A 25,375-nucleotide genomic window follows, 5' to 3' on the forward strand; every position below is an offset into this window, starting at 1 on the left:
CATGGAGAGGAACCACGATATATGTCCAGTACGACCGTTGCCGAGTTTGCGAACGAACTCAAAAAATCAACCGACACCTTGCTTGAGCAATTGAGCGCAGCAGGCGTGTCCAAATCTTCGGCCAATGATGCGCTGACCGAAGGCGACAAACAAAAGCTGTTGAGCCATTTGCAAGCCAGCCACGGCACCGTGGCCGCTGATCGTAAAAAGATCACCTTGGTAAAAAAGTCAACCAGCGAAATCAAACAGGCCGATGCTTCGGGCAAAGCCCGCACCATCCAGGTAGAAGTGCGCAAAAAACGCACCTTCGTCAAACGTGACGAGCCCGATACAGTGGAAGCACCGGCACCTGTTGTGCACGAGGTTGAAGCGGCTGCACCCGCTGCACCGCTCATCAACGAAGCTGAATTGGCCCGTCGCGAAGAAGAAGCTCGCCGTCAGGCTGAGTTGATTCGTCGCCAAGAAGAAGAGCTGGCTGAAAAGCGTCGCCAACGCGAAGCGCAAGAAGCCCAAGAGCGCGCGCAAGCCGAAGCGGCCAAAGCTGCTGCCGAAGCTGCAAAAGCCGCAAAAGCTGCTGAGGCACCAGCTTCGGCCGAGCCTGTTGCTGTCGTGGAAGACACTGCAGCTGCTAGCAAAGCCCAAGCTGAAGAAGCTGCACGCGAACAAGCGGCCGCTGCATCCAAAGCACGCGCCGATGAAGAGACTGCACGCGCCAAAGATTTGGATTCACGCCGTCGCAAAGCCTTGGCTGAAGCCGAAGCCATTCGCGCCATGATGAGCACGCCGCAAAAAGTGATGGTGGCTAAAAAGCCCGAACCCACCGCGGCTGAAACTGCCAAAGCTGCCATGAAAGGCACCCTGCACAAGCCGGCGGGAAGCCCAGGCGCCGTGGCACGTCCAGGCGCACCTGCTGCGCCCGGTGCACCCACAGCACCCGGTGGCAACAAAGAAGTCAAGAGCGCCAAGCTGTCATCAAGCTGGGCCGACGAACAAGCCAAGAAAAAAGAAATCAAAACCCGCGGTGACAGCAGCGGTGGTGTGGGGCGCAACAGCTGGCGTGGCGGTCCACGTGGTCGTCGTGAGCAACGTGGGGGTCGTGATGACAACCACAGCAATTCGGCACCCGTGGAAGCACGCGTGATCGAAGTGCACGTGCCCGAAACCATCACCGTGGCCGAATTGGCGCATAAGATGGCAGTCAAGGCCTCTGAAGTGATCAAGCAATTGATGAAGCTCGGCCAGATGGCCACCATCAACCAGCCCTTGGACCAAGACACCGCCATGATTTTGGTGGAAGAAATGGGCCACAAAGCCATCGTGGCAGCCCTGGACGACCCGGAGGCCTTCACCGAAGAAGAAGCCTCGGCACACCACGCCGACGCGGTCACCCGCGCGCCTGTGGTCACGGTCATGGGTCACGTGGACCACGGCAAGACCTCGTTGCTGGACTACATCCGTCGTGCCAAAGTCGCTTCTGGCGAAGCTGGCGGCATTACCCAGCACATTGGTGCCTACCACGTGGAAACACCACGCGGCATGATCTCCTTCCTGGACACACCGGGTCACGAGGCCTTCACGGCCATGCGTGCCCGTGGTGCCAAGGCGACCGATATTGTGATCTTGGTGGTGGCGGCCGACGACGGCGTGATGCCCCAAACGAAAGAAGCCATCAAACACGCAAAAGCGGCGGGTGTGCCCATCGTGGTGGCCGTCAACAAGATTGACAAGCCCGGTGCCAATCCAGAGCGCGTCAAGGGCGAGCTGGTGGCCGAAGAGGTGGTCCCTGAAGAGTTCGGCGGTGAGTCGCCCTTTGTGTTGGTGTCGGCCAAAACCGGCGCAGGCATTGACGAGTTGTTGGAGCAAGTGCTGCTCCAAGCCGAAGTGCTGGAATTGAAAGCACCTGTCGACGCCATGGCCAAAGGCTTGGTGATCGAAGCGCGCTTGGACAAAGGCCGTGGTCCTGTGGCCACGGTGCTGGTTCAGTCGGGCACCCTCAGCGCGGGCGATGTCATCTTGGCAGGTCAAACCTTTGGCCGCGTGCGCGCCATGCTCGACGAGAACGGCAAGCCCATCAAGTCGGCAGGTCCTTCCATTCCGGTGGAAGTCCAAGGCCTCACCGAGGTTCCTCAAGCAGGTGATGAGTTCATGGTCATGACCGACGAACGTCGTGCCCGCGAGATTGCCACTTACCGTGCAGGCAAGGTGCGCAACACCAAGCTGGCCAAGCAACAAGCGTCGAAGCTCGAGAACATGTTCTCGGACATGACCTCGGGTGACGTGAAGATGCTGCCTATCATCGTCAAAGCCGACGTGCAAGGTTCACAAGAAGCCTTGGCCGCTTCTTTGCTCAAGTTGTCGACAGACGAAGTCAAAGTCCAACTCGTGTATGCCGCTGTGGGTGGCATCAGCGAGAGTGACATCAACTTGGCCATTGCATCCAAAGCTGTGGTGATTGGTTTCAACACCCGTGCCGATGCCGGTGCGCGCAAGTTGGCCGAAGGCAATGGCGTGGAGATTCGTTACTACAACATCATTTATGACGCTGTGGATGAACTCAAAGCCGCCATGTCGGGCATGCTCACACCAGACAAAAAAGAAGAAGTCATCGGTACCGCCGAAATCCGCCAAGTGCTGCGCGTCAGCAAGATCGGTGCGATTGCGGGCTGTATGGTCACTTCGGGCTTGGTGCGTCGCACGGCCAAGCTGCGTTTGTTGCGCAACAACGTGGTCGTCTTCACGGGCGAACTCGACAGTTTGAAGCGTTTCAAAGACGACGCCAAAGAAGTCAAAGAAAACTTCGAGTGCGGTTTGACCATCAAGAACTACAACGACATCGTCGAAGGCGATGTGTTGGAGTTCTTCGAAATCAAAGAGGTTGCACGCACGCTGTAAAGCGTCATTGGTATGGCACGTAAACCGAGTAGCAGCCCCAACCGCAGTTTCAAAGTGGCCGACCAGATCCAACGCGATCTGGCCGAGTTGATCGCGCGCGAATTGAAAGATCCGCGCGTGGGCATGGTCACGCTGCAAGGGGTGGAAGTTACGCCCGATTACGCCCATGCCAAAGTGCACTTCAGCGTGCTCAACGGCGACGCCAAAGCGTGTGCCGAAGGCCTCAACCAAGCGGCAGGTTTCTTGCGCAATGGCTTGTTCAAGCGCTTGCACATTCACACGGTACCTACCTTGCACTTTGTCTTTGACCGCACGCCCGAGCATGCCTCAGACATGAACGCCTTGATTGCCAAGGCCGTTTCTTCCAAAGCTAAGGAAGATTGATGAGCACCGCCGGGCCGCCCCAAGGTGCGAAGGCCCCCTTGGGGGGCAGAGAACCACACGAAGTGGGTGAACGTGGGGGCAATGCTCGCGCGCCGCGCACCAGGGTGCAGCGACGCCCTGTGCATGGGGTGTTGCTGTTGGACAAGCCCTACGGACTCTCCAGCAACGATGCCTTACAAAAGGCCAAGTGGTTGCTGCGCGCCGAAAAAGCGGGCCATACTGGCACGCTGGATCCGCTGGCCACCGGTGTATTGCCTTTGTGTTTTGGTGCAGCCACCAAATTTAGCCAACTCCATTTGGATGCTGACAAATCTTACGAAGCCATTGCCGTGCTCGGCATTCAAACCAGCACCGCAGATGCCGAGGGCGATGTGATCGCCGAAAAATCCGTCGACTTCACGCCCGAGCAGTTGCAGGCCGTGCAAGAACAATTCACGGGACCGATCTCCCAAGTGCCTCCGATGCACAGTGCCTTGAAAAAAGATGGCAAAGCCTTGTACGACTACGCCCGTGCAGGCATTGAAGTCGAGCGCGAAGCGCGACCAGTCACCATCCATGCCTTGAGCCTGCAAGAGATCGAACCAGACAACGGCCATCGTCGTTTGAAGATCACCGTGACATGCAGCAAAGGCACGTACATCCGCACCTTGGGCGAAGACATTGGTCTGGCCCTCGGGTGTGGTGCGCATTTGAGCGCGTTGCGTCGCACGGTGACCGGCCCCTTCCTGGCAGACCAGTGCATCAGCCTGAGCGATTTAGAGGCCTTGCCCGAGCCTGATCGACAAGCGCGCTTGTTGCCCGTGGATGCTTTGCTTGGGGGACACACGCCTGTCACCCTGGCACCCGAAGATGCAGGGAAATTTTTAAGCGGCGTGCGCCGTCGTGGTGCTTGGCCCGACTGTGCGCGCACCGCCGTGTACGGCCAAACACCGCGTGCCCTGTTGGGCACGGCGCATGTGACTGCCGGTGAACTGATTCCGGGGCGTTTGTTGAGCCCCATCGAAATTCAATCAATCTTGGAGAGTGAAGTATGAGTAAACAAATCCGCAACATTGCCATCATTGCCCACGTTGACCACGGCAAAACCACCATGGTGGACCAGCTGCTGCGTCAATCGGGCACCTTTGCCGAACACGAAAAAGTGGTCGACACCGTGATGGACAACAACGCCATCGAACGCGAGCGTGGCATCACCATTCTTGCAAAGAACTGCGCCGTGAGCTGGCAAGGTACCCACATCAACATCGTCGACACCCCAGGCCACGCGGACTTTGGTGGCGAGGTGGAACGTGCCCTGTCCATGGTCGACGGCGTGGTGCTGTTGATCGATGCGCAAGAGGGGCCCATGCCCCAAACCCGTTTCGTGACCAAAAAGGCCTTGGCCTTGGGTCTGCGTCCTATTTTGGTGGTCAACAAAGTGGACAAGCCCGGTGCCCGTCCTGACTTTGTGGTCAACGCAGCCTTTGACTTGTTTGACAAACTCGGTGCCACCGACGAGCAACTCGATTTCCCTGTGGTGTACGCCTCCGGCATCAACGGTTGGACCTCGCTCGAAGAAGGCGCACCTGGTGAACAGTGGGGCCCCGACATGTCGGCCCTGTTCGACACCGTGCTCAAGCACGTGCCTGCACAAAAAGGCGACCCAGCTGCGCCATTGCAACTGCAAATCTCCGCACTTGATTTCTCTACCTTCGTGGGCCGCATCGGCGTGGGCCGTATCAGCCAAGGCACCATCAAGCCCATGATGGATGTGGTGGTCATGGAAGGCCCAGATGGCAAGACCGTCAAAGGCCGCATCAACCAAGTGTTGACCTTCCAAGGTTTGGAGCGCGTGCAAGCCAGCGAAGCAGGCCCAGGCGACATCGTGTTGATCAACGGCATTGCCGACATCGGCATTGGTGTGACCATCACCGACCCTTTGAACCCCGCTCCGCTGCCGATGTTGAAGGTGGACGAACCCACGCTGACCATGAACTTCTGCGTCAACACCAGCCCCTTGGCCGGTCGTGAAGGCAAGTTTGTGACCAGCCGTCAAATCTGGGACCGTCTGCAAAAAGAACTGCAACACAACGTGGCCTTGCGCGTCAAAGAAACCGATGAAGAGGGCGTGTTCGAAGTGATGGGTCGCGGTGAATTGCACCTGACCATCTTGCTGGAAAACATGCGCCGCGAAGGCTATGAGTTGGCTGTGTCCAAGCCCCGCGTGGTGTACCGTGACATCGATGGCGAGCGTCACGAGCCGATTGAGCTGGTCACTGCCGACATTGAAGAAACCCACCAAGGGGGTGTCATGCAAGCTCTGGGCGAGCGCAAAGGCGAACTCGTCAACATGGAACCCGATGGCCGTGGCCGCGTGCGTTTGGAATACCGCATTCCTGCCCGTGGTTTGATTGGTTTCACCAACGAGTTCTTGAACTTGACCCGTGGCTCAGGCTTGATCTCCAACATCTTTGACAGCTACGAGCCTCACAAAGGTGAGATCGGTGGTCGTAAAAACGGTGTGCTGATTTCCATGGACGATGGTGAAATTTTCACCTACGCCTTGGGCAAGCTGGACGACCGTGGTCGCATGTTCGTCAAGGCCAATGACCCTGTGTACGAAGGCATGATTGTGGGCATCCACAGCCGTGACAACGACCTGGTGGTCAATGCCACGCGCACCAAGCAGCTTACCAACTTCCGTGTGTCTGGCAAAGAAGATGCGGTCAAGATCACGCCGCCTATTGACCTCACGCTCGAATACGGCGTCGAGTTCATTGAGGACGACGAATTGGTCGAGATCACGCCCAAGAGCGTGCGTCTGCGCAAGCGCTACTTGAAAGAGCACGAGCGCAAGCGCAACAAGTAAACACCCTGGGCTCCAAGGCCCCGGAATGACAAAAAGCCGAAGGTTGATCCTTCGGCTTTTTCACAAGCCTCGACGCATGAGGCCACAGGAGCTTGTATGAATCGCTTCACATCCGATGTATCCCATGCGCGTGTCGGCCACGTGGGCTTGATCACGCTTAGTCGCCCGCAGGCGCTCAATGCCTTGTCACTGGCCATGGTGCGTGAACTTACCCAGGTGCTCATCGACTGGCAACACGACCCGCAGGTGTGGGCTGTGGCTGTAAGAGGCAGCAACAAGCAAGGCCCCTTCGGTGCTTTTTGTGCAGGTGGCGATATTCGTTATTTCCATCAAGCGGCTTTGGCGGGCGATGCCTCGCTGGAAGACTTCTTCACCGAGGAATACAGCCTCAACCATTTGATTCAGAACTATCCCAAACCCTACATCGCGTTCATGGACGGCATCGTCATGGGCGGAGGTATGGGCATCAGTCAGGGGGCTGCTTTGCGGGTGGTCACAGAGCGCACCCTGATGGCCATGCCAGAAACCCAAATTGGTTTGTTTCCAGATGTGGGCGGTGGTTATTTCTTAAGCCGCTGCCCAGGCCACAGCGGTGAATACTTAGCCCTCACTGGTCAACTGTTGCACGGCACCGATGCATTGACCGTCGGCTTGGCCGATGTGTGCCTGCCCTCAGACGCTTTGCCTGCCTTATGGGACGCCTTGAGCAACCCCAACTGGAGCAGTGGCGAGGCTTTGTTGGCAGGTCTGCAAGCGCAAGCAGAAAATTTGCAAGGAGCATGTACTGTGCAAAACGCCGCAAGGCCGAGTTGGCACGACGCGCAGCTCGACAGCGTGTTTGCGTTGCCCAGTGTGGGAGAAATGGTTCAGTCTTTGACGCGCTTGGCGGCTGGTCAAGCCGAGGGCTGGGCTGCACACACCTTGCAGGCACTGCGACAACGCTCGCCGCTCATGCTGGCGGTCAGCCTTGAGCAAATACGCCGAGGTAGGCACTTGAGCTTGGCCGATGATTTGCGCATGGAGCGCGACTTGGTGCGTCACTGCTTTCACACCGATCACCTCCAGCGACGTGGCACACAAACAGAAACCGTGGAGGGCATTCGTGCCTTGGCGATTGACAAAGACCGTCAACCCAAGTGGCAGCCCGAGCGCATCGAAGATGTCACGCCTGAGATGGTGGCAACGTTTTTTGTCAGCCCATGGCCGAGCCAAAGCCATCCGTTGCGTCATCTGGTTTGATCATCAATCACGGATGCCGCCACTGGTGACTTTGATGCGCATGAAGCCATTTGCATCCCGTCCAGAATCTCTCACTACATTGCTAGGCCCCGCTTGTAATAAGGCAACGTTATTTTCTGAAAGATTGGTGTTTGCAGGCGCTCTCACCAATAACAGTCCGCCGACAAATACCTCTGCTTGGACTTGAGGCTGGGCCAAAGGTGCGGACACGGTGATGACAGTGGTCGCCGGTGTTGCCGCTGAAGCTTGAACGGTTGGTTCATCGTTGGTATTGGTGGTGACAGCTGTCGATACCGTTGATGTTTGAACGCTCGATCCACCGCTAGTGGCGGTATTCACAGCTATTGCTGGCGCACTTGCAGGTGTTGGAGCCAGGGGCAAGCCTAGAGTTGGCGCATTAGTCGATGCCGTGCTAACTTTGGCGATTTGTTGTGCGATGGTGATTGAGGCCGTACTGATGGCTGGGCTGACATTAGGGCCTGTGATGGTTGCTAAGTAACTACCTCCAAGGAGCGTGTAATTACTGGCGGTGCCATTGTTACTGTCGTTGAGTGCCAAGCTGCCTAAATTCACCTCTTGCGTTCCAGCCGCGACCAATGGACTTGCTACGGAGCCACTGCCACTTAGCACCAAGTCTTCGTTATTGACCAAATTGCTTAAGCTGAAAATACTGGCCTTGACGACTGTGGAGCCATCATAGGTTCGTGTACCCACCAGACTGATGGGCCGCGCATTGATGGTCAACGTGCCAGCGCTGTAGGTGATGGCGTAGTTGTCGTTGTTGGCGTTTGTGAGACTGCCTTGTGTGATGTCGTAGATGCCCTTGTTACTGGCACTCGTCGCGGCTGTAGTGACTGAGCCGGAAAGGGTTTCAAAAGCACCATCCAAAGAGGCTAAGCCACGACTGGTGGTGTTAGCAACGCCTTGATCGACTTGCACGGTGTAGGTCAAACTGGGATTACTGTCGCCATAGACACGGCTGGTGCTCACGCCAGACACAGTGATGGGACGTGCATTGACAGTGAGCGTGGCCTTGGCGTAGCTCATGTCGTAGTTGGTGTTGCTGCTGGACAAGCTGCCTTGCGCGATGTCGTACGAGCCCTTGCTGCTGGAGGCAGTGGCGTCAGTAACAAGCGAACCACTCAAGCCCAGGCTGTCACCTGCCACCAAGCCACGGCTGGTGCCAGCGGCTTCGGTGGTGTAGGTCAAGCTGGGGTTGCTGTCACCGTAGACACGGCTGAGGCTGTTGGCTGTGACGGTGATGGGGCGTGCATTGACGGTGAGCGTGCCTTTGGCATAGCTCATGTCGTAGTTGGTGTTGCTGCTGGACAAGCTGCCTTGCGCGATGTCGTACGAGCCCTTGCTGCTGGAGGCCGTGGCGTCAGTAACAAGCGAACCACTCAAGCCCAGGCTGTCACCCGCCACCAAGCCACGGCTGGTGCCAGCGACTTCGGTGGTGTAGGTCAAGCTGGGGTTGCTGTCGCCATAGACACGGCTGGCGTTGTTGCCTGAAACGGTGATGGGACGTGCATTGACGGTCAGAGTTCCGTTGGTGTAGCTGATGTCATAGTTGCTGTTGTTGGTGTTGGTCAGGCTGCCTTGCGTGATGTCGTAACTGCCTTTGCTGCTCGCGCTCGTTGCGTTGGTGCTCACAGCGCCGATCAGGCTGTCACCCGCCACCAAGCCACGGCTGGTGCCAGCGGCTTCGGTGGTGTAGGTCAAGCTGGGGTTGCTGTCGCCATAGACACGGTTGGTACTCACGCCAGACACAGTGATGGGACGTGCATGGACGGTCAGAGTTCCGTTGGTGTAGCTGATGTCATAGTTGCTGTTATTGGTGTTGGTCAGACTGCCTTGCGTGATGTCGTAACTGCCTTTGCTGCTCGCGCTCGTCGCGCTGGTGCTTACAGCGCCGATCAGGCTGTCGCCCGCCACCAAGCCACGGCTGGTGCCAGCGGCTTCGGTGGTGTAGGTCAAGCTGGGGTTGCTGTCGCCATAGACACGGCTGGCGTTGTTGCCTGAAACGGTGATGGGACGTGCATTGACGGTCAGAGTTCCGTTGGTGTAGCTGATGTCATAGTTGCTGTTGTTGGTGTTGGTCAGACTGCCTTGCGTGATGTCGTAACTGCCTTTGCTGCTCGCGCTTGTCGCGCTGGTGCTCACAGCGCCGATCAGGCTGTCGCCCGCCACCAAGCCACGGCTGGTGCCAGCGCTTTCTGCGGTGTAGCTCAAAGTGGGGTTGCTGTCGCCATAAACACGGCTGGCGTTGCTGCCCGTGACGGTGATGGGGCGGGCATTGACGGTGAATGTGGTGTTTTGCACGGCATAACCAAGGCTCGCCAAATTGGTGCTGGTGATGCTGTATTGCCCAGCATTGAGATAACTAGATACAGAGTAGCTTGGGGACACCATGCTTAAATCAGTGTTGCTATCCCCATTTTTCGTACCCGTCACAGTTGCTTGAAGTGTGGGTAACGCATCACCGTAAATCGCGGCCTGACTGCCACTCAGTATGACGGTAGGCTTCTCACGATACACGGCATACAAACCGGTGCCTAAAACTGTGCTGTAGTTCGTCTCGCTTTCATCACTGTTGTAGCGATAGTGCCCACTGCCTGAAACTGCCAAGTTGCTCAGACCCGTGCTGTCGTTAACGCTGCCGGTGTACAACACAGCACGTCCACCAGTACCGACGGTGATGGTTTTGCCATTAGCCATCAGTAAGTTGCCGCCACTGCTTGTGCCTGCTATTGCATCCTTGCCCGCGTTGAGTGTGACAGCGCTTGTGCTGCTGTCTGTTGTGGTGATGTTGGCGTTGACGCTCAGATCGCCTGTCCGGGTGCTGATGTTCACCGCTGCGCTAGATGCAACTCCGCTTACCCCGCCTGATTGGCCAATGCTCAATGCGCCATTGTTTAAAAAGTTAAAGGTGCCCACGCCAGTGGCTGCCAATGTATTGACTTGATTGTTTGAATTGTTCAAGGTCACTGTGTTAGCACCCAAAATCACCAGCGTATTACTTACCAGTGCAGCACTTTGCGTGACATTTCCCGCGGCCGTGATCGACAGCGTGTTGTTAGGGTTGGTGATGGCTTGGTTGATGCTGACGTTGCCACCGAAGAGGTTGATATCACCTGTCATGCTCAACGCACGATTGATCGTCAAGTCGGCAGTGTTGCCACTTTTACCAATACGTAAGCCGCCTAAAGAACCAAGTGCCCAACTACTGCTGTCAAAGCTATTAGCAAAACTGCTGTTACTGGACTCGATCACCAATTTTCCGGAGCCAGAAAAGCTACTGCTTGCTGTGCTGGGGTTATCGTTTTGAATGATCAAACTTCCAGCCGTAATGCTCGTGCTTCCTTGATAGGTGTTGGTGCCCGAGAGCGTCTCGCTGCCCGCAGCCACGGTCAAGCCACCGGTGCCACCGATCACGCCAGCGTAATTGCCCGACGCATTGCTCAGCGTGAGTGTTTGGCTGCCAAGCACCACCCCGGTGGCGGCGGTTGAAGTGCCCGTCAAAGAGACCAAGGTTGCACCACTGGTGGTGCCAGAAATATCCAGAACACCAGAGCCGGAGGTTGTCACGCCCGACGAAGCCGCAATGCTGCCTGTGCCAGACAGTGCCAGCGTGCCGTTAGAAATTGTGGTGGTGCCGTTGTAGGTATTGGTGTTGGTGAGGGTGGTGGTGCCCGTGCCCGACTGAGTGAGTGCACCCGTGCCTGAGATCACACCCGAAGCAGTCAGCGTGCCGCTCTGCGCAAAATCAACCGTCCCGTTGTCGATCACCGTATTCGCAAAGCTCGACCCTGTCGCCTCGTTGAGGCGCAGCGTGGCACCGCTGGCTACTGTCACCGCGCTTGTTGCATTGAGCGAGCCTGTTGTGCCATTGCCGACTTGCAGGGTGCCGATATTGACCGTGGTGCTGCCGCTGTAGGTGTTTGCACCGGTGAGTGTTGTGGTGCCTGTGCCAGACTGGATGAGTGAACCCGAGCCCGAAATTGCACCCGAAGCTGTCAAGGTCCCACTTGGAGTGAATGTCACTGTGCCCTGATCAATCACTGTATTCGTAAAGTTTGCACCCGTTGCTTGGTAAAGCAAGAATGTCGCGCCGTTGGCTACCATCACTTTGCTCGACCCAGAGAGTGAACCAGCAGTGTTATTTCCTAGCTGTAGCTTTCCACCATTGATGGTGGTGTCACCGGTGTAGGTGTTTGCGCCGGTGAGGGCTTCTAGGCCCGCAGCCAAAGTAAGGCCGCCTGTGCCAGCTATGACGCCAGCGTAAGTGCCCGAGGCATTGCTCAGCGTGAGTGTTTGGCTGCCAAGCACCACCCCGGTGGCGGCGGTTGAAGTCCCCGTGAGCGAAACCACACTGGCACCACTGGTGGTGCCAGAAATATCCAGAACACCAGAGCCGGAGGTTGTCACGCCCGACGAGCCAGCGATGCTGCCTGTGCCAGACAGGGCGAGCGTTCCGTTAGAAATTGTGGTGGTGCCGTTGTAGGTGTTGGTATTGGTGAGGGTGGTGGTGCCCGTGCCCGACTGGGTGAGTGCGCCTGCGCCTGAGATCACACCCGAAGCAGTCAGCGTGCCGCTTTGCGCAAAATCGACCGTCCCGTTGTCGGTCACCGTATTCGCAAAGCTCGACCCCGTCGCCTCGTTGAGGCGCAGCGTGGCACCGCTGGCCACTGTCACCGCGCTTGTGGCATTGAGCGAGCCTGCTGTGCCATTGCCGACTTGCAGCGTGCCGCCACTGATGGTGGTGCCGCCGGTGTAGGTGTTGGTGCCCGAGAGTGCTTCTAGGCCCGCTGTCAAAGTGAGGCCACCCGTGCCACCGATGACGCCAGCGTAAGTGCCCGACGCATTGCTCAGCGTGAGGGTTTGGCTGCCAAGCACCACCCCGGTGGTGGCGGTTGAAGTACCCGAGAGCGAAGCCACACTGGCACCACTGGTGGTGCCAGAAATATCCAGAACACCAGAGCCGGAGGTTGTCACGCCCGACGAGGCCGCAATGCTGCCTGTACCAGACAGGACCAGCGTGCCATCACTGATGGTCGTGTCGCCTGTATAGGTGCTGGTGCCGCTGAGGGTGACGGTATTGCTGGTCGACTTGTTCAGAGCCGCCGCGCCAGTCAAGTTGGCGCTTACGGTGCCGGCTTGTAAATCAAAACCACTGCTGGCGGTTAACGTGCCGTTGCTCAATGTGCCTGATGTTTGTTTGTAATTGGCGGTGGTGAGGGCGTAGCCACCCAAGTCGAGTGCGCCACCTTGCAGCAAGACAGGGCTGCCCATGCTGCTGGCGTTGATGGTTTGAGACAGGGTGTAGCTAGACGTTGGCGACAACGCCATGAGCTGGAGTTGGTTGGTCGTGCGTATTTGATTGGAATACTCCATCGCTAGGATGGGTCGACCGGCTAGGTTGTTTCCACTGTTGATCGCACCAGCGGTATCGACCATGACCCAGCCACTACCGTCAGTTTGGCTGGTCGTAGTCCACGCAGAATAATTGGCAATGCTTTTGAATTGCGCAGTTGTTAGGCCCGTGCCTGCAGCGCTCGTTGATTTGCCTGAAGTGGTGGTATCCCAATAACTGTTGGTGACTGTTCCACCGTTTATGACAACCAATCCGTTACTGCCAGTCCCGGTCACGGAGCTTATTGAATAGCTATTGGTGATGGCCCCGCTGTTTGATGCAACCAATCCACCTGCCTGGTTGCCACTCACAGAGCCTGTCGAATAAGAGTTTGAAATTTGGGCTGAATTTAGACCAACCAAACCCGCCCCATAACTGGGCTGAGAAGCGGGTGCTGTTACAGCGACCTCTGAATAACTATTGCTTATGCTCGCACTGTTTTGGTTGTAGCCAGCGAGGCCACCGTAAGCGTTGCCACCCGTATTGTTGACAGTTAAAGAACCCAAAGAGTAACTGTTAGAAATAGTTCCTCCGGTATTGTTTCCAACAAGACCGCCAATTCCGTAGTTGGCACCACTATTTACAACTTTGAGGGTGAGGTTTGCGTAGCTTCGTTGAATAACTCCCGTGTTATATCCCACCAAGCCACCAAATCCATTACCCACAGCATTAAGAGTCAAAGACCCTAGGGCGTAGCTGTTGTTGATCGTTCCACCGTTGTTTTTTCCTACTAAGCCAGCTGTGTAGTAAGTGCCAGAACTTGTGACTGTGAGTGCGATGTTGGCGTAGCTGCGATTGATCGTTCCAAAGTTCTCTCCTACGAGCCCAGCGACTAATGTGCCGTTTAACGAATTTAAAGTGCCTATGACGTAAGAGTTGGTGATGGCTCCGTAGTTGGTAGCGACCAATCCTCCGGCCGTGTTATTGGCCGATAGGTTGAGCGAAGTCAGTCCTATATCTTGAACGCTTGCAGTGCTTTCAAGCTTGCCAAAAAGCCCGATGGACGATGAACCAGGGCGGTTGATGGTCAAGTTGCTGACGGTATGCCCCAGACCTGCAAAATTTCCTGCATAACCAGCATTTGTTCCGCTTGTGCCAATAGGGTTAAAGCCTTGGTATACGCCACTGACTAAATTCCAACCAGAAGTCGCGCTGGCATTGATATCCATGCCGATTGCGTAGTTGGTAGACAAGTTGTTGCGGACATTTTGCAAGCTGGCTACATCAGTAATGACGGTGTACGTCTTCTTGTTAGCCGCATTGCTGCCTAGTTGGGTTGAGAAATGGTTGCCCGCGCTGAGCGTGACGGTGCTCCCATTGAGCACGCGGTAGCTGGCGGCAGTGCCGTTGATCGTGCCGTTGGCAGAGCCTTGACCGTATTCAAGGTTGAGCGAGCCGCTACTTGTGTTTTTGATGTTGGCGTTGATGTAGATGTTGTTGTAGGCGCTGAGTGTCAGGTTGCTGGTGCTGCTCCACGTCACATCGCTGTTGACATTGATGTTGCCACTGTCTATTCCATTCACGTTGTCGGTGGCAATCGACACCGAGCCGTTGGCCAAGTTGTTTTGCAGTGTGGTAGCCCCTATGCCAGATGATGTCTGGCCAGTTGTGCCCGCACTGACTGTGAAGTCGGTGGGGTCAATCAGCCAAGTACCGCTGGCAGCGTTGCCACTTGCGAGTGTGGTGACTTTGGTGTTGTCGTTGATGTGTACTTGCGCTGCGCTGGTTTCTACAAAGCCGCCGTCTCCGCCGTTGGGGGCGCTGGCGTCTAAGGTGCCGCCTACGTCAATGCGGTTGGTTTGCTTGCTGCCCATCAAAAAGATTTGGCCTTTTTCCCCTGTGGTCAAGGTTTGTGCGCGGCTGGTGCCTGTGTGCTTGATGCTGCTGGCCACCAAGTCGCCTGCGGCTTGCGCGGTGAGGTAGATCAGTCCGCCATCGGCTTGAATGGCACCGCCTTGTTCAATCAGTGCATCCACACTGCTTTGGCTGACCTTGATTTTGACGGGGCCTCCCAAATCCAGCGTGACGGCATTGCCTGCGCCAATCAATACGTTGCCTTTGTCGGCGGTGATGTTGCCTGTGTTGACCACTCTGGCCGCGATCAAAGCCACGGTTCCCCCCGCGCCCGTTGAATCGCCATTGACGGTGATGCGCCCCTGGTTGATGACCGCACCTGCTGATGTGCTGCCGCTGTTGCTGAACTGGTAGTTGCCGTTGAGGAAGTCTTTGTCACTCAACGATAAGGTAGAGGCCACCAGTCCGCCCACACTGACTTGCGCGGTGGAGGTGAAGAGCACGCCGTTGGGGTTGATCAGAAACACCTGTCCGTTGGCATTGAGCGCACCTTGAATGGTGGACACGTCAGCCCCTGTGACGCGGTTGAGCGCCACAGACGATGCCGAGGGTTGCACAAAGTTGACGGTGTGGTTTTGCCCAATGTTGAATGACTGCCAGTTGGTGGCCAATTTGTCGCTGCTTTGGGTGATGGTCATCGTCTTGCCGCTTTGACTGATGCTGGCCTGGCCCGCCACGATGCTGGCCCCCGTGGGCAAGGTTTGAGCCTGTGTATGGGCACTCAAGCAAGCGATGCTGAACAACAAGACTGAGCGCGCAATGCATAGATTGAGATGCTGAGGGTTCACTGCCGGGGCGGTGCCAGCAGCTTTGACGCAGGTGGACTTGCCACGTGCTGTGGCGGCTTCCGTGACAGCTTGCCATACGCCTTGCGAGGCGTTCCAAATGACGCGATAGATGTGATTCATGGTCTTTTGAGGTGCTTAGAAGTAACGGTTAAGGCTGACCCACAGGCGTGGTCTTGGATCGCTGCTGGTGTCCGCCTGAGGGGTGCCACCTTGGCTGCGCCAGCTCAACAAGGCATCGCCGCTGAATTGCCCATCGGCATAGCGCACGCCAATGCCGCCTCCTGCACGAACTTTGTCTGCGCTGGGTGTGCTGAGCAGCTCAGGTTTGGCGTTGACCTTGATTCGTCCCATGTCATAGAAGAGGAAAGGAGTCCACAGCGCTAGGCCGTAGCGCAGCTCAACCTGTGTGAAGAATCCTTGATCGCCTGGTGCTTCGCCCACTGGATAGGCGCGCACGGACGTTGGGCCACCAAGTGAAAAGTTTTCAGATGAATCGAGGTTTTTGCCTGCCCAAGAGCGATTCAGTCGAGTGAACAAGCTCCACGATTCGGGCAGGTTTTGAACGCGGCTGACGTCGAGCACGACTTTTTTAAAGCTTCCTCTGGTTTGCCCACTGTCGTTGGCTGCTAGGGTGCTGTCCAAATACAACTTGCCCGATGTCCAGGTGAGGTTGCCGTAGGTCACACCGCCTTGTCCCAAACTGTCTCGGTGGTCGAACAGCAGGCTCAAAGGAATGGTTTCGCTGCTTTTGCTGCTGTGTGTGCTGGTGATTTCTGTGTTGTCGTTGAGTCGGCTGTGTTGATAGCTGACGTTGAGGTTGACATTGGATTGTTGAGAGCGCAGCCACGGATAAGTCAACCCAGCGCTGTTGATCTTGGCAGTTCCATAGGCACTCAAACTCGCAAATTCTTTGCCGAGTTTGTAGCTGGTGGTGGCGTAGCCCAGGGTGGCGCGTAAACCACTGCCACCCAAGGGGCGGCTGTAGTTGGCATTGCCAAGCCACATGTCTTCTTGCGTGTAAAGCCCTGAGAGGTTGATTTGATCGCCCAGCGCAAATGGGCTATTGATTGACAGGTTGCCGCGCGTGCGGGCTTGGCCGCTGTAACGGTTGCCGTAGTTGTCTAAGCCAAGGCTGCCGTTGACGGCAGACGCACGTGAGACTTGTACCTCCAAGTCACCCGTACCAGCCTTACTGCCAGGGCTGATGACCGGGCTGATACCGATGCCGGGCAGGTCAGACAAGATCAAGCTAGCCCGCTCCAAGCTGGGCCCATAAATTACCTCACCGCTTTGCAAATCGCTGAGAAAGGGCTGTGCTTGTTCGGCTAATTCTGGTTCAGTGCTCTGAGGTTGAATTTGCCCATAGCGCCCTTCGGTAATGTCGAGACGAACGACACCATCGTTGACCGTTTGCTCAGGAACTTGAGCACTGGCGAAAGGGTAGCCAAGGGCTTGATACAACTGCGTGATCCGAGCGGCTAAGTTGTGCAGGCCGGCAAGGTCTAAGCGCGCACCGGATGTCAGACCTACCGCTTTCGTCAGGCTGTCGTTGTCGATGACGGTGTTGCCTGTGAATGTGATTGCCAGCACTTCAAGTTGTGGTCCGCCAGGTGCTATCGCATCTTGAAGGGGGGGGAGGTGGTAAGAAAAGGACGGACTGGTCGTTGGCTGTGTTGGGCCTGGACGCACTTGCTGCAAGATGCTGCCAATGCCAGGAGCTGTTTGCGCAAACACGGCCCCAATCGAGCATGTCAGCAGTGCTAGCCACACACACAGCTTTTGACACTTCGAATTGTTAAAATTCATAATAGTTAATAAATTGACATTAAAGAATTCATTTTGATGAATTCTAGTCAATAAATAACTATTAAGTTTACTTTTAAGTTTAAATAGTCATTGCCAGCCTTTTAGGCTTACATGGGCAAGGTGTGCAGCGGAATATCTTTGGCATTGGCCAGCCGATCCAGTTGCTGCCGTGTTTGGTTGGCAAAAAATGTTGCCAAAGCTTGGTGGGTGCTGCGTTTGTGCATCTGCTGTGCGGCCCCTTGAGGCAAGCCTGCGGCTTCGCACAAGCGCGCGGCAAAGTGAGGCTCTAGGGCTGCCACAGCCACGCGGCCGTTTTTGCAGGCATAAATACGGTAGCCCGCATGGGCACCGCCCACGTCCCCGTCTGGTGTGGTCAAGCCCCAACTGCGTGGCAGGGCCAAATAAGCCGCCGCATCGCTCAAGGCAATCTCTTGAAACACGCCGCGACCGAATAGACGCCCAGAGCGTTGGCGCATCAGCAGGGCTTGCAACACCGCTTCGGTGGTCAACAAAGAGCCGCCCATGTCGGCATACAGGCTGGCAGGCATGTCCAAGCCATTGACCAAGCCGTTCTCGGCCAAATAGGTCAGGTCGTGTCCGGGTTCTTCGGCCCGCGCACCCAAAGCACCCACCACGCTGACCATGCACAGGGCCGGGTATTGGCGGTGCAGCGCCCTCCAGCCGAGTCCAAGTTTGGTCAGAGCAGAGGGACGAAACGAGGTGATCAGCACATCGGTGCGTGCCAAGAGCTTGTGCAAGCGGGCTTGACCGCGCTCGGTTTTCAAGTCAGCTTGCACCACCTGCACGCTCTGGTGCATGGCCTCGTAGGCCGCCGGTTTGTACAGCCCCATCGGGTCGGCAGTCGCGGCTCCTGTTGGGGCCAACGGTTCGAGCTTGGTGCAGTGGGCACCCATGCCATGCAAGCGCATGAGCGCTGCAGGACCTGGCAGATTGAGCGCAAGACTGAGAATGCGCACCCCCTTCAGAGGGGACAGGGGGCGGGGCTTGGAATCGGCAGAAGTGGGCAGCGTCATGCGCCCAATTATCTGCGGCGAATCAGCGGCTGGCAGGATCGAGGCCGGTCTCACGGACCAGCTTGGCCACCGAGGCAGAGCTCAGAAAACGCACCAAGTGCTTGGCCGCTTCTTGCTCTTGCGAACCTTCGACCAAAGCTGACGAGAAGAAGATGGTTTGCTGCACCGCATCGGGCAAGGTGCCCACGAAGTCGAGTTCTTTGAAGTAAATCAGTTCGCTCACTTGCTGAAAGCCCAGCTCGGCATCGCCGCGTGCCACCACCGCGCCCACGCGCTCGCTCATGATGCGTTTGGCAGTCACCTTCATTTGCTCAGCTACGCCCAGCTTGGGGAACAACTCAGTCGACAAATAGGTGCCACTGGCGCTGGCCGAGTAGGCGATGGATTTGGCTTCGAGCAAGGTTTTCTTCAATGCTTCGACGGTGCTGATGTCGGGCTTGGGCGTGCCTTTGCGCACAGCCACACCGATTTGCGAGCGGGCCAAGTCAACGCGACTGCCTTTGACCAATTTGCCTTGCGCCATCAGGGCTTCCAGGCCACCTTCGGACAAGATCACCAGATCAAACTTTTCGCCACGCGCGAAGCGGCTGGGAATCGAGTCAGGCGCATTGCCCACCGACGCACCGAACGCGCTGATGACTTTGTTGCCGGAAGCCTGTTCGTACATGGGCACCAGTTGCTTGTAGGCCTCGGTGAATGCGCCGGAGGTGATGACGCGAATTTCTGCGGCGTGCACCAGTTGGGCTGCAAAGACAAACAGACCCAGGCCAAGCAGGCCTAAGCGGCGCGTCAACGAAGGAGCAGAGAAAGAACGGAGGTTCATGGTGTGTCTCGATTTGGTCAATGAAAAATTATTCGGCAGTGATCTTGCGCTCGCGAATCACACGGCCCCAGGTGGCTGTTTCTTTGGCCATGTAAGTAGCCAATTCATTGCGCGTACCGGGCAGCGGAGTCAGGCCGTGGCTGTTGAGTTGCTCCACCACATCCGGAGACTTCAGCACTTTGACCAACTCCACATTCCAGCGGTCCAAGATGGCCGTAGGCACTTTGGAGGAAGCAACGAACGCGTACCAGTTGGTGGCGCTGAAGCCTGGATAGCCCGACTCGGCAATGGTCGGAATATTGGGCAACGAACGCAGGCGTTGTGTGCCTGTGCTGGCCAAGGGAATCAGTTTGCCGTTGTCGATGTAGGCCTGTGAGGTGGAGTAGGTCGAGAAGTAAGACGACACGCGACCACCCAACAAGTCTTGCAGGGCCGGCGCACCGCCTTTGTAGGGCACGTGGACGGTCTCGATCTTGGCCATGTCGTCGAGCAGTTCGCCGGCCAGGTGTGATGCGGAACCTGGGCCGGTGGATGCGTAGTCAAGCTTGCCGGGGTTCTTCTTGGCATAGGCAATGTACTCGGCAAAAGTCTTGATGCCTGTGCCTGCGTGGACCACCAGCACATTGGGAAAGTTCACGCCCATGGTGATGGGGGCCAAGTCTTTGACCGGGTCATAAGGCAACTTCACCAAGTGTGGTGCGATGGTGAGTGGGCCGACCGAGCCAAACAAAATCAAGCTGCCATCGGTGGGGCCTGTGGCCGTGTATTGGTGCGCAATGTTGCCACCAGCGCCGCCCTTGTTGTCGATGACGACCGAGGCCCCGATGTTCTCGCCGAGCTTCTTGGCAATGATGCGTGCCGCTGTGTCGGCGGCACCACCAGCAGCGAAGCCGACCACCATGGTGATCGATTTTTTGGGAGGGAAGTCTTGCGCGGTTGCCGAGAAGGCCAGCAGACCGCTGAGCAAGCACAGACTGAGATGGCGACGTGTGGTGGTGATCATGGGAACTTTCGTGACAGTCATGACAGCCGAGAGCTTACTCGCCGCTCAAGCCGATGGTTTTGGGTTGACGTTTTTCCACGGCATAGCGCAGCAGCGCGGCGGTGCGAAACACGCCATGCGCGAACTTGCCGTAGGGCAGGGTGGCAAACAAGGCCATCACCACGCCTAGGTGAGCTGCCAGCAAGGCCGGCAAGGCCGCGCTGTCACGCGCCAACCACAGGGCCAGGCCTGTCAAGCTGGTGAAAAACAACAGGGCGATGAAGCCATAGTCCATGGGTTTTTGTGCGGCGTCCCCGTGCATGGGGTGACGTTGCCATTTGAGTTTGAACAAGCCCACCGTGCCCAGCAGCAAACTCAGCCCGCCCACCACGCCCAAAATTTTGGGCAAGCTGGGCAAGTCATACGGTGCCTGCCAACCCAGCACATAGTGGTACAGCGTGGCCACGCTGGTGGCCGCAAAGCACAACATGAATCCATAGAAGGTCAAGTGGTGGGCGCGTTGACGCGACAGACTGAAGGCGTCGTCTTCGTTGTTGCAACCTTGGCCGTGACCAGCTTCTAAGTACCTCAGACGCAGCACATCGTGTGCGGCTTCGGCGGTGGCGGGTGGTGTGAGCGCCGCGCCGCTGGTGGCTGGGGTGACTTCCCGCCAGAAACGGCGCACACCCAAGCCCAACGCCAGTGCAGCAAACAAGAACACGGGCGCAAACAAACCCACCAACAGGTTGTGCGGGAAGATTTTGTAAAAGTTGCCGCCCAAGCCTTGGGCTGTCAGCGTGCCATTGAACTGCAAGGCCAGCAGCAAGAACAAGGTCAAGCCAGCCGCCAACGCCAACGACAGCGTGAGGCCGTTGCGCTGGTACAGCGCACCCAGGGCCGGTGGCCAGGCGTAGTCGGTGTAGGTTTGGCCACGCAACTGGGCCATGGACTGGGGCACGTTGACGGCAAACACATGGGGCGGTGCGTATTGGCAGGCATGCAAACAGGCACCACAGTTGTGGCACAGATTCGCCAGGTAATGAACATCGGCTTTGCCAAATTCAAGGCGGCGGGTCATCGCAGGAAACACCGCGCAAAACCCTTCGCAGTAGCGACAGGCATTACAGATTTGCAGCTGCCGCGCCACTTCGGCTTCGGCGGTGGACAGGGGCAGAGCACCTTGCGCTAAAGCGCGTGCTTCTTGGGTCAGGGCTTCAAGCGTTTGCATGGTTTGCCCCTTGTGTGTGGCCGAGCGCCGCGCGTGCCGCGTTGCTGCCTGCGATGCGGCCAAAGGCCGTGCCAATGGACATGCCAACACCGGCTGTGTAGCCTTTGCCCAGCACATTGCCCGACATGATCTCGCCCGCGGCAAACAAGTTCTCGCTGGGTTTGTCTTGGAAACGCACAGCGGCCGTCTCGTCGGTTTTTAGGCCCAAATAGGTGAAGGTGATGCCAGGGCGCAATGCGTAACCATAGAAGGGGCCGGTATCGATAGGACGTGCCCAATGCGTTTTGGCAGGGGTAATGCCTTCGGTGTGGCAGTCGTCTTGCACGTTGTGGTCAAAGGTGCCGACGCGGCAGGCTTGGTTGAATTCGGTGATGGTGTGCATGAAAGTGTCTACAGGCAAGCCCAGCAAGGCGGCCAGTTCGGGCAAGGTGTCGGCTTGGATGCCGTCAAATACCGGAGGCATGAAACGACCAATCGCTTTGCTGTCGATGATGGTGTAGCCAATTTGCCCTGGTTGCAGCGCCACCAAGCGGCCCCAGATGGCGTAGCGCTTGGGCCAAAAGTCTTCGCCCTCATCGTAGAAGCGTTTGCCTTCTTGGTTCAGCACCACACCGAGCGACACACAGTCTAGGCGGGTGCAAATGCCGCCGTCGTATTCCGGCGCACGTGCGTCAATGGCCACCATGTGGGCTTGGGTTTTGTCGCCAATCATGTCAGCGCCATGGGCCATGAGGTCTTTGATCATGAGGCCTTGGTTGTAGCGGGTGCCACGGACCAAAAAGTTGTCCGCTGTCCATTCGCCCCATTCGTTTTGACCCCAGGCTTCGCGCAGCCACTCACGGTTGGATTCAAAGCCGCCACATGCCAACACGCAGGCTTTGGCGGTGATGCGTTCTTGGCCCACATAGGCCGCCACAAAACGCCCATCTTCCATCTCGATGTGGTCGACGGGGGCGTTGTAGCGCACCTTCACGCCCAGTTCTTCGGCGCTGCGAAAGTAGGCGTTGACCAGGGCTTTGCCCCCGCCCATGAAAAACGCGTTGGTGCGGGCCACATGCAGCGTGCCTGATAGCGGTGGCTGAAAGTGCACGCCGTGTTGGCGCATCCAGTCGCGGCAGTTAGACGATGCGCGAATCACCAAGCGGGCGAGTTTTTCGTTGGTGATGCCGCCCGTGACTTTGAGCAGGTCTTGCCAATACTCTTCTTCGGGGTAGGCCTCGACCAACACGTCTTGCGGGGCGTCATGCATGCAACGCAAGTTGCGTGTGTGCATCGAGTTGCCGCCACGCCATTCTTTGGGAGCAGCCTCCAGCAAGGTCACGCTGGCTCCCGCTTCTGCAGCCATCAGCGCTGCGCACAAGGCGGCATTGCCGCCGCCTATCACCAGTACATCGGTACTCATCCCTCGTCCTTAAAAGCCAAACAGTCGGGCTGGATTGTCTTGCAGAATTTTTTGCCGCGTCGCGGCATCGGGGGCCCAGTCTTTGAGCAAATTGAACAAGGCCACCGAACCCACTTTGTCAGCGAACGACAAATGCGGGTAGTCGCTGCCCCAGATCACGCGGTCTGCGGCTACGCCCAAGATGGCTTGTGCCATCGGCAGTGCGTCGTCAAACGCAGGGGCCGTGGCCATGCGGTAGGTGCCGGTGAACTTGATCCAGGTTTTGCCAGGGCCGTTTTTCAGCAAATCGAGCAACTGCACAAAGCCGTCTTGCTGTGGGCCTTGCGCACCCAAGAACATGCCCATGTGGGCCAAGCTGTGGTCGACTTTGAGTTGCGCCAAGGTGGGCAACATTTTGTGGGTCAACCAGCCGGGCAGCAAAAAGTCGAGGTGCCAGCCCAGCTCGGCGCAGCGCGCATCCAGGCGCTGAATGCGCGGCAGCATGTGCTCTAGTAAACCTTCTTCGTAAGGGTGCACAGGCGACACGTTGATGCGCACACCCCGCACGCCCAAATCGTTCATGACAGCGAGTTCTGCGTCTGAGATGTGCTCGTCCACATCCACAATGGCGCGTCGCAGCGCAGGGTCCATGTGACGCATGGCGTCAAACATGCAACTGTTGTCACGGCCATAGGCCGAGGGCTGCACAAACACAAAGCGTTTCATGCCTAGCAACTCGGCCAAGCCAAGGTAATCGCTCAGCTCAGCAACGGGTGGCGTGTAGCGCAAGCCACCCGCGTAGGGGTAGCGCTCGGCCGGTCCAAACACATGAAAATGGGCATCGCAAGCAAGTGCGGGAGACTGAAACGCGGGTTCTGCGTCGTGATGTGTAAGCATGCTAATTATTTTACGCAGGCCTTACGCAGTGCCTGAACGTCTTGTCGTGCGGCGGACATCAGATACGCCACGTCGTTGCCAGCAATGATGAAGCGCGCGCCCAGTGCGGTGAGTTGGCTTTGCAATTCCAAGTCACCGCGAATACCGCCAACGCCCAAAAACTTGCCATGCTTGCGACACGCTGCGGCGGTGGTTTCGTAAGCTTCTTTGATCTTGGGGTGCTTGAGCTGTCCGGGGATACCCATCTCGGTACACAAATCGTTGGAGCCAATCAACAGCATGTCCACGCCTTCCACGGCTGCAATGGCCTCGGCGTTTTCAATGCCCTGTGGCGTTTCCAGCATCACGATGACCACCGTGTCATGGTTGAGGCGGCTGTTGTTCTCGGCCAGGGGAATCGCTTGGTAGCCCAAGGCCGGGTTGGCGCCCATGACCGAGCGGTGTCCGATGGGTGGAAATTTGCAAGCTGCGATGATGGCTTGGGCTTGTTCTGCCGTGTTGACGTGCGGAATGATGATGCCTTGCGCACCTCCATCGAGTACGCGGCTCATGTCGCTGGCCAAGTGGCCGGGTACACGCACGAAGGGCGTGATGCCGTGGCCAATAGCGGCCACGCAAATGGCGGAGGTGGTGTCGTGCGAAATGGCGCTGTGCTCCATGTCGACGTAGATGGCATCAAAGCCGCACGAAGCGGCCATCGGGCCGATGTCTGCAGTACGCGCTTGGCGCAAACCCATGCACAACACCAGTTGGTCGGCGAGCAGGGCTTGTTTGGCTTTATTTTGGTAGGCTGGTGTGGTCATGACAGTTTCTTCTTTCGGGTTATTCAACTTTGATGGCAGATTTGGTCACCACGCTTTTCCAGAGGCGTGATTCGTCTTGAACTTTCTTGCTGAAATCTGTACTGCTGCGTGCCACGGCGCGCGCGCCTGTGGCGGCAAACACCTCGATCACTTTGGGTTGCTCCACAGCACGCGCCACGCCTTGCTGAATGCGCGCCAGCACGGCGGGCGGCAAACCAGCAGGGGCCATCAGGCCAAACCAATAGACCATCTCATAGCTGCCGTAGCCGGCTTCGGTGAAGGTGGGCACCTCGGGGATGAGTGGGTGACGCTCCTTGCCCACCACCGCCAGGCCGCGCAACTTGCCACCTTTGATGTGCTGTGCGGCGGAACCTGCGCTGGACAAACCCACATCAATGCGGCCGGCCATCAAGTCGAGCAAGGCGGCGGCGACGCCCCGGTAGGGCACATGGGTGAGTTCTGCATTGGCTTGGATGAAAAAAAGTTCAGTCGCCAAGTGCGCGGAAGAGCCTTGACCGCCTGAGCCATAGGTCAAGGTTTTCGGGCTCTTGTGGGCTTGGTCCACCAAGTCTTTCAAGGTTTTGTAAGGCGCGTCAGCTTTGACCATCAGCACCGCAGGTGCTTCGGCGATGGTGCTGATTTTGACGATGTCTTTGTCCGGGTCATACGGCAGTTTGTCGTAGAGCGCAGACGACACCGCAAACGAGTTGTCGGTGACCAGCAAGGTGTAACCATCGGGGGCTGACTTGGCCACCATGTCGGTGCCTACTGTGCTGCCTGCACCGCCTTTGGTTTCGACAATCACGGGCTGCCCCCATTGGTTGGTCAGTTCCGCGCCGAGCGTGCGCGCCGCTGTTTCGGTGAATGAGCCGGCAGCGAACGGCACGATGATGCGAATGGGTTTGCTGGGCCAGGTGTTTTGCGCCATGGCGCTGTGCATCAGCAGCAGGCCGAGGGCGACATGAAAAACGCGCAACATCAAACGGTGCATGGTGTTCCTGAT

Annotated in this window: 15 protein-coding genes; 5 read left to right on the forward strand and 10 right to left on the reverse strand. The window is 57.3% G+C overall.

Going from position 1 to position 25,375, the window contains the following annotated elements; genetic code table 11:
• Window positions 1-21: 21 nt before the first annotated feature.
• From infB to B9Z41_RS02745, 5 genes are all read left to right on the forward strand, one after another.
• A complete protein-coding gene (infB, locus tag B9Z41_RS02725) occupies window positions 22-2,892 on the forward strand; it encodes a translation initiation factor IF-2 (RefSeq protein ID WP_100144718.1) in 2,871 nt (956 codons plus the stop codon).
• A 12-nt stretch (window positions 2,893-2,904) separates the two neighbouring features.
• Window positions 2,905-3,276: a 30S ribosome-binding factor RbfA gene (gene rbfA / locus B9Z41_RS02730; protein WP_100144720.1), complete on the forward strand. Its 372-nt coding sequence runs from the start codon at window positions 2,905-2,907 to the stop codon at window positions 3,274-3,276.
• Window positions 3,276-4,310 (forward strand): tRNA pseudouridine(55) synthase TruB, encoded by a 1,035-nt coding sequence (gene truB / locus B9Z41_RS02735; protein ID WP_100144722.1) that lies wholly within the window; start codon window positions 3,276-3,278, stop codon window positions 4,308-4,310. The genes rbfA and truB overlap by 1 nt, the downstream gene beginning before the upstream one ends.
• Window positions 4,307-6,124: a translational GTPase TypA gene (gene typA, locus B9Z41_RS02740; protein WP_100144724.1), complete on the forward strand. Its 1,818-nt coding sequence runs from the start codon at window positions 4,307-4,309 to the stop codon at window positions 6,122-6,124. The genes truB and typA overlap by 4 nt, the downstream gene beginning before the upstream one ends.
• A 96-nt stretch (window positions 6,125-6,220) precedes the next feature.
• Window positions 6,221-7,363 (forward strand): enoyl-CoA hydratase/isomerase family protein, encoded by a 1,143-nt coding sequence (locus B9Z41_RS02745; RefSeq protein WP_100144726.1) that lies wholly within the window; start codon window positions 6,221-6,223, stop codon window positions 7,361-7,363.
• Between the two features lie 3 nt (window positions 7,364-7,366).
• On the opposite strand, the gene B9Z41_RS02750 is transcribed toward B9Z41_RS02745, so the two are convergent.
• The 10 genes from B9Z41_RS02750 to B9Z41_RS02795 all read right to left on the reverse strand — a co-directional run bounded on the left by B9Z41_RS02750 (window position 7,367) and on the right by B9Z41_RS02795 (window position 25,363).
• Window positions 7,367-15,538 (reverse strand): MBG domain-containing protein, encoded by an 8,172-nt coding sequence (locus B9Z41_RS02750; RefSeq protein ID WP_100144728.1) that lies wholly within the window; start codon window positions 15,536-15,538, stop codon window positions 7,367-7,369.
• 15 nt (window positions 15,539-15,553) lie between these two features.
• A complete protein-coding gene (locus B9Z41_RS02755; protein ID WP_199172917.1) occupies window positions 15,554-17,008 on the reverse strand; it encodes a ShlB/FhaC/HecB family hemolysin secretion/activation protein in 1,455 nt (484 codons plus the stop codon).
• Between the two features lie 323 nt (window positions 17,009-17,331).
• Window positions 17,332-18,258 carry a CoA transferase gene (locus B9Z41_RS02760; RefSeq protein WP_100144732.1) on the reverse strand — a complete coding sequence of 309 codons (927 nt, stop codon included), beginning with the start codon at window positions 18,256-18,258 and terminating at the stop codon, window positions 17,332-17,334.
• A 22-nt stretch (window positions 18,259-18,280) separates the two neighbouring features.
• Window positions 18,281-19,081 carry a substrate-binding domain-containing protein gene (locus tag B9Z41_RS02765; RefSeq protein WP_100144735.1) on the reverse strand — a complete coding sequence of 267 codons (801 nt, stop codon included), beginning with the start codon at window positions 19,079-19,081 and terminating at the stop codon, window positions 18,281-18,283.
• A 28-nt stretch (window positions 19,082-19,109) separates the two neighbouring features.
• The gene (locus B9Z41_RS02770) at window positions 19,110-20,084 is read right to left on the reverse strand and encodes a tripartite tricarboxylate transporter substrate binding protein (protein WP_100145118.1); all 975 of its coding nucleotides are present in this window, start codon (window positions 20,082-20,084) and stop codon (window positions 19,110-19,112) included.
• Between the two features lie 34 nt (window positions 20,085-20,118).
• Window positions 20,119-21,291, reverse strand: a complete 1,173-nt coding sequence (tcuB, locus tag B9Z41_RS02775; protein ID WP_100144737.1) for a tricarballylate utilization 4Fe-4S protein TcuB — start codon at window positions 21,289-21,291, stop codon at window positions 20,119-20,121.
• Entirely contained in the window at window positions 21,278-22,693 is a 1,416-nt protein-coding gene (gene tcuA / locus B9Z41_RS02780; protein ID WP_100144739.1) for an FAD-dependent tricarballylate dehydrogenase TcuA, read from the reverse strand. The genes tcuB and tcuA overlap by 14 nt, the downstream gene beginning before the upstream one ends.
• A gap of 9 nt (window positions 22,694-22,702) precedes the next feature.
• Complete coding sequence (locus B9Z41_RS02785) at window positions 22,703-23,569, reverse strand: amidohydrolase family protein (protein ID WP_100144741.1); 867 nt, start codon at window positions 23,567-23,569, stop codon at window positions 22,703-22,705.
• A 5-nt stretch (window positions 23,570-23,574) separates the two neighbouring features.
• Entirely contained in the window at window positions 23,575-24,372 is a 798-nt protein-coding gene (locus B9Z41_RS02790) for an HpcH/HpaI aldolase/citrate lyase family protein (protein ID WP_100144743.1), read from the reverse strand.
• Between the two features lie 19 nt (window positions 24,373-24,391).
• Window positions 24,392-25,363, reverse strand: coding sequence for a tripartite tricarboxylate transporter substrate binding protein (locus tag B9Z41_RS02795; RefSeq protein WP_100144745.1), 972 nt, complete (start codon window positions 25,361-25,363; stop codon window positions 24,392-24,394).
• Between the last annotated feature and the right edge of the window lie 12 nt (window positions 25,364-25,375).

Origin of the sequence: Limnohabitans sp. JirII-31 (assembly GCF_002778315.1) — a bacterium.
Taxonomy (GTDB): domain Bacteria; phylum Pseudomonadota; class Gammaproteobacteria; order Burkholderiales; family Burkholderiaceae_C; genus Limnohabitans.

Bases quoted from the DNA above. Each gene is read 5' to 3' on its own strand.
- B9Z41_RS02750 (WP_100144728.1), bottom strand. From the start codon at position 15,538: ATGAATCACATCTATCGCGTCATTTGGAACGCCTCGCAAGGCGTATGG.
- tcuB (WP_100144737.1), bottom strand. From the start codon at position 21,291: ATGCAAACGCTTGAAGCCCTGACCCAAGAAGCACGCGCTTTAGCGCAA.
- tcuA (WP_100144739.1), bottom strand. From the start codon at position 22,693: ATGAGTACCGATGTACTGGTGATAGGCGGCGGCAATGCCGCCTTGTGC.
- infB (WP_100144718.1), top strand. From the start codon at position 22: ATGTCCAGTACGACCGTTGCCGAGTTTGCGAACGAACTCAAAAAATCA.
- B9Z41_RS02790 (WP_100144743.1), bottom strand. From the start codon at position 24,372: ATGACCACACCAGCCTACCAAAATAAAGCCAAACAAGCCCTGCTCGCC.
- B9Z41_RS02760 (WP_100144732.1), bottom strand. From the start codon at position 18,258: ATGACGCTGCCCACTTCTGCCGATTCCAAGCCCCGCCCCCTGTCCCCT.
- B9Z41_RS02785 (WP_100144741.1), bottom strand. From the start codon at position 23,569: ATGCTTACACATCACGACGCAGAACCCGCGTTTCAGTCTCCCGCACTT.
- truB (WP_100144722.1), top strand. From the start codon at position 3,276: ATGAGCACCGCCGGGCCGCCCCAAGGTGCGAAGGCCCCCTTGGGGGGC.
- B9Z41_RS02770 (WP_100145118.1), bottom strand. From the start codon at position 20,084: ATGATCACCACCACACGTCGCCATCTCAGTCTGTGCTTGCTCAGCGGT.
- B9Z41_RS02795 (WP_100144745.1), bottom strand. From the start codon at position 25,363: ATGCACCGTTTGATGTTGCGCGTTTTTCATGTCGCCCTCGGCCTGCTG.
- B9Z41_RS02765 (WP_100144735.1), bottom strand. From the start codon at position 19,081: ATGAACCTCCGTTCTTTCTCTGCTCCTTCGTTGACGCGCCGCTTAGGC.
- B9Z41_RS02745 (WP_100144726.1), top strand. From the start codon at position 6,221: ATGAATCGCTTCACATCCGATGTATCCCATGCGCGTGTCGGCCACGTG.
- typA (WP_100144724.1), top strand. From the start codon at position 4,307: ATGAGTAAACAAATCCGCAACATTGCCATCATTGCCCACGTTGACCAC.
- rbfA (WP_100144720.1), top strand. From the start codon at position 2,905: ATGGCACGTAAACCGAGTAGCAGCCCCAACCGCAGTTTCAAAGTGGCC.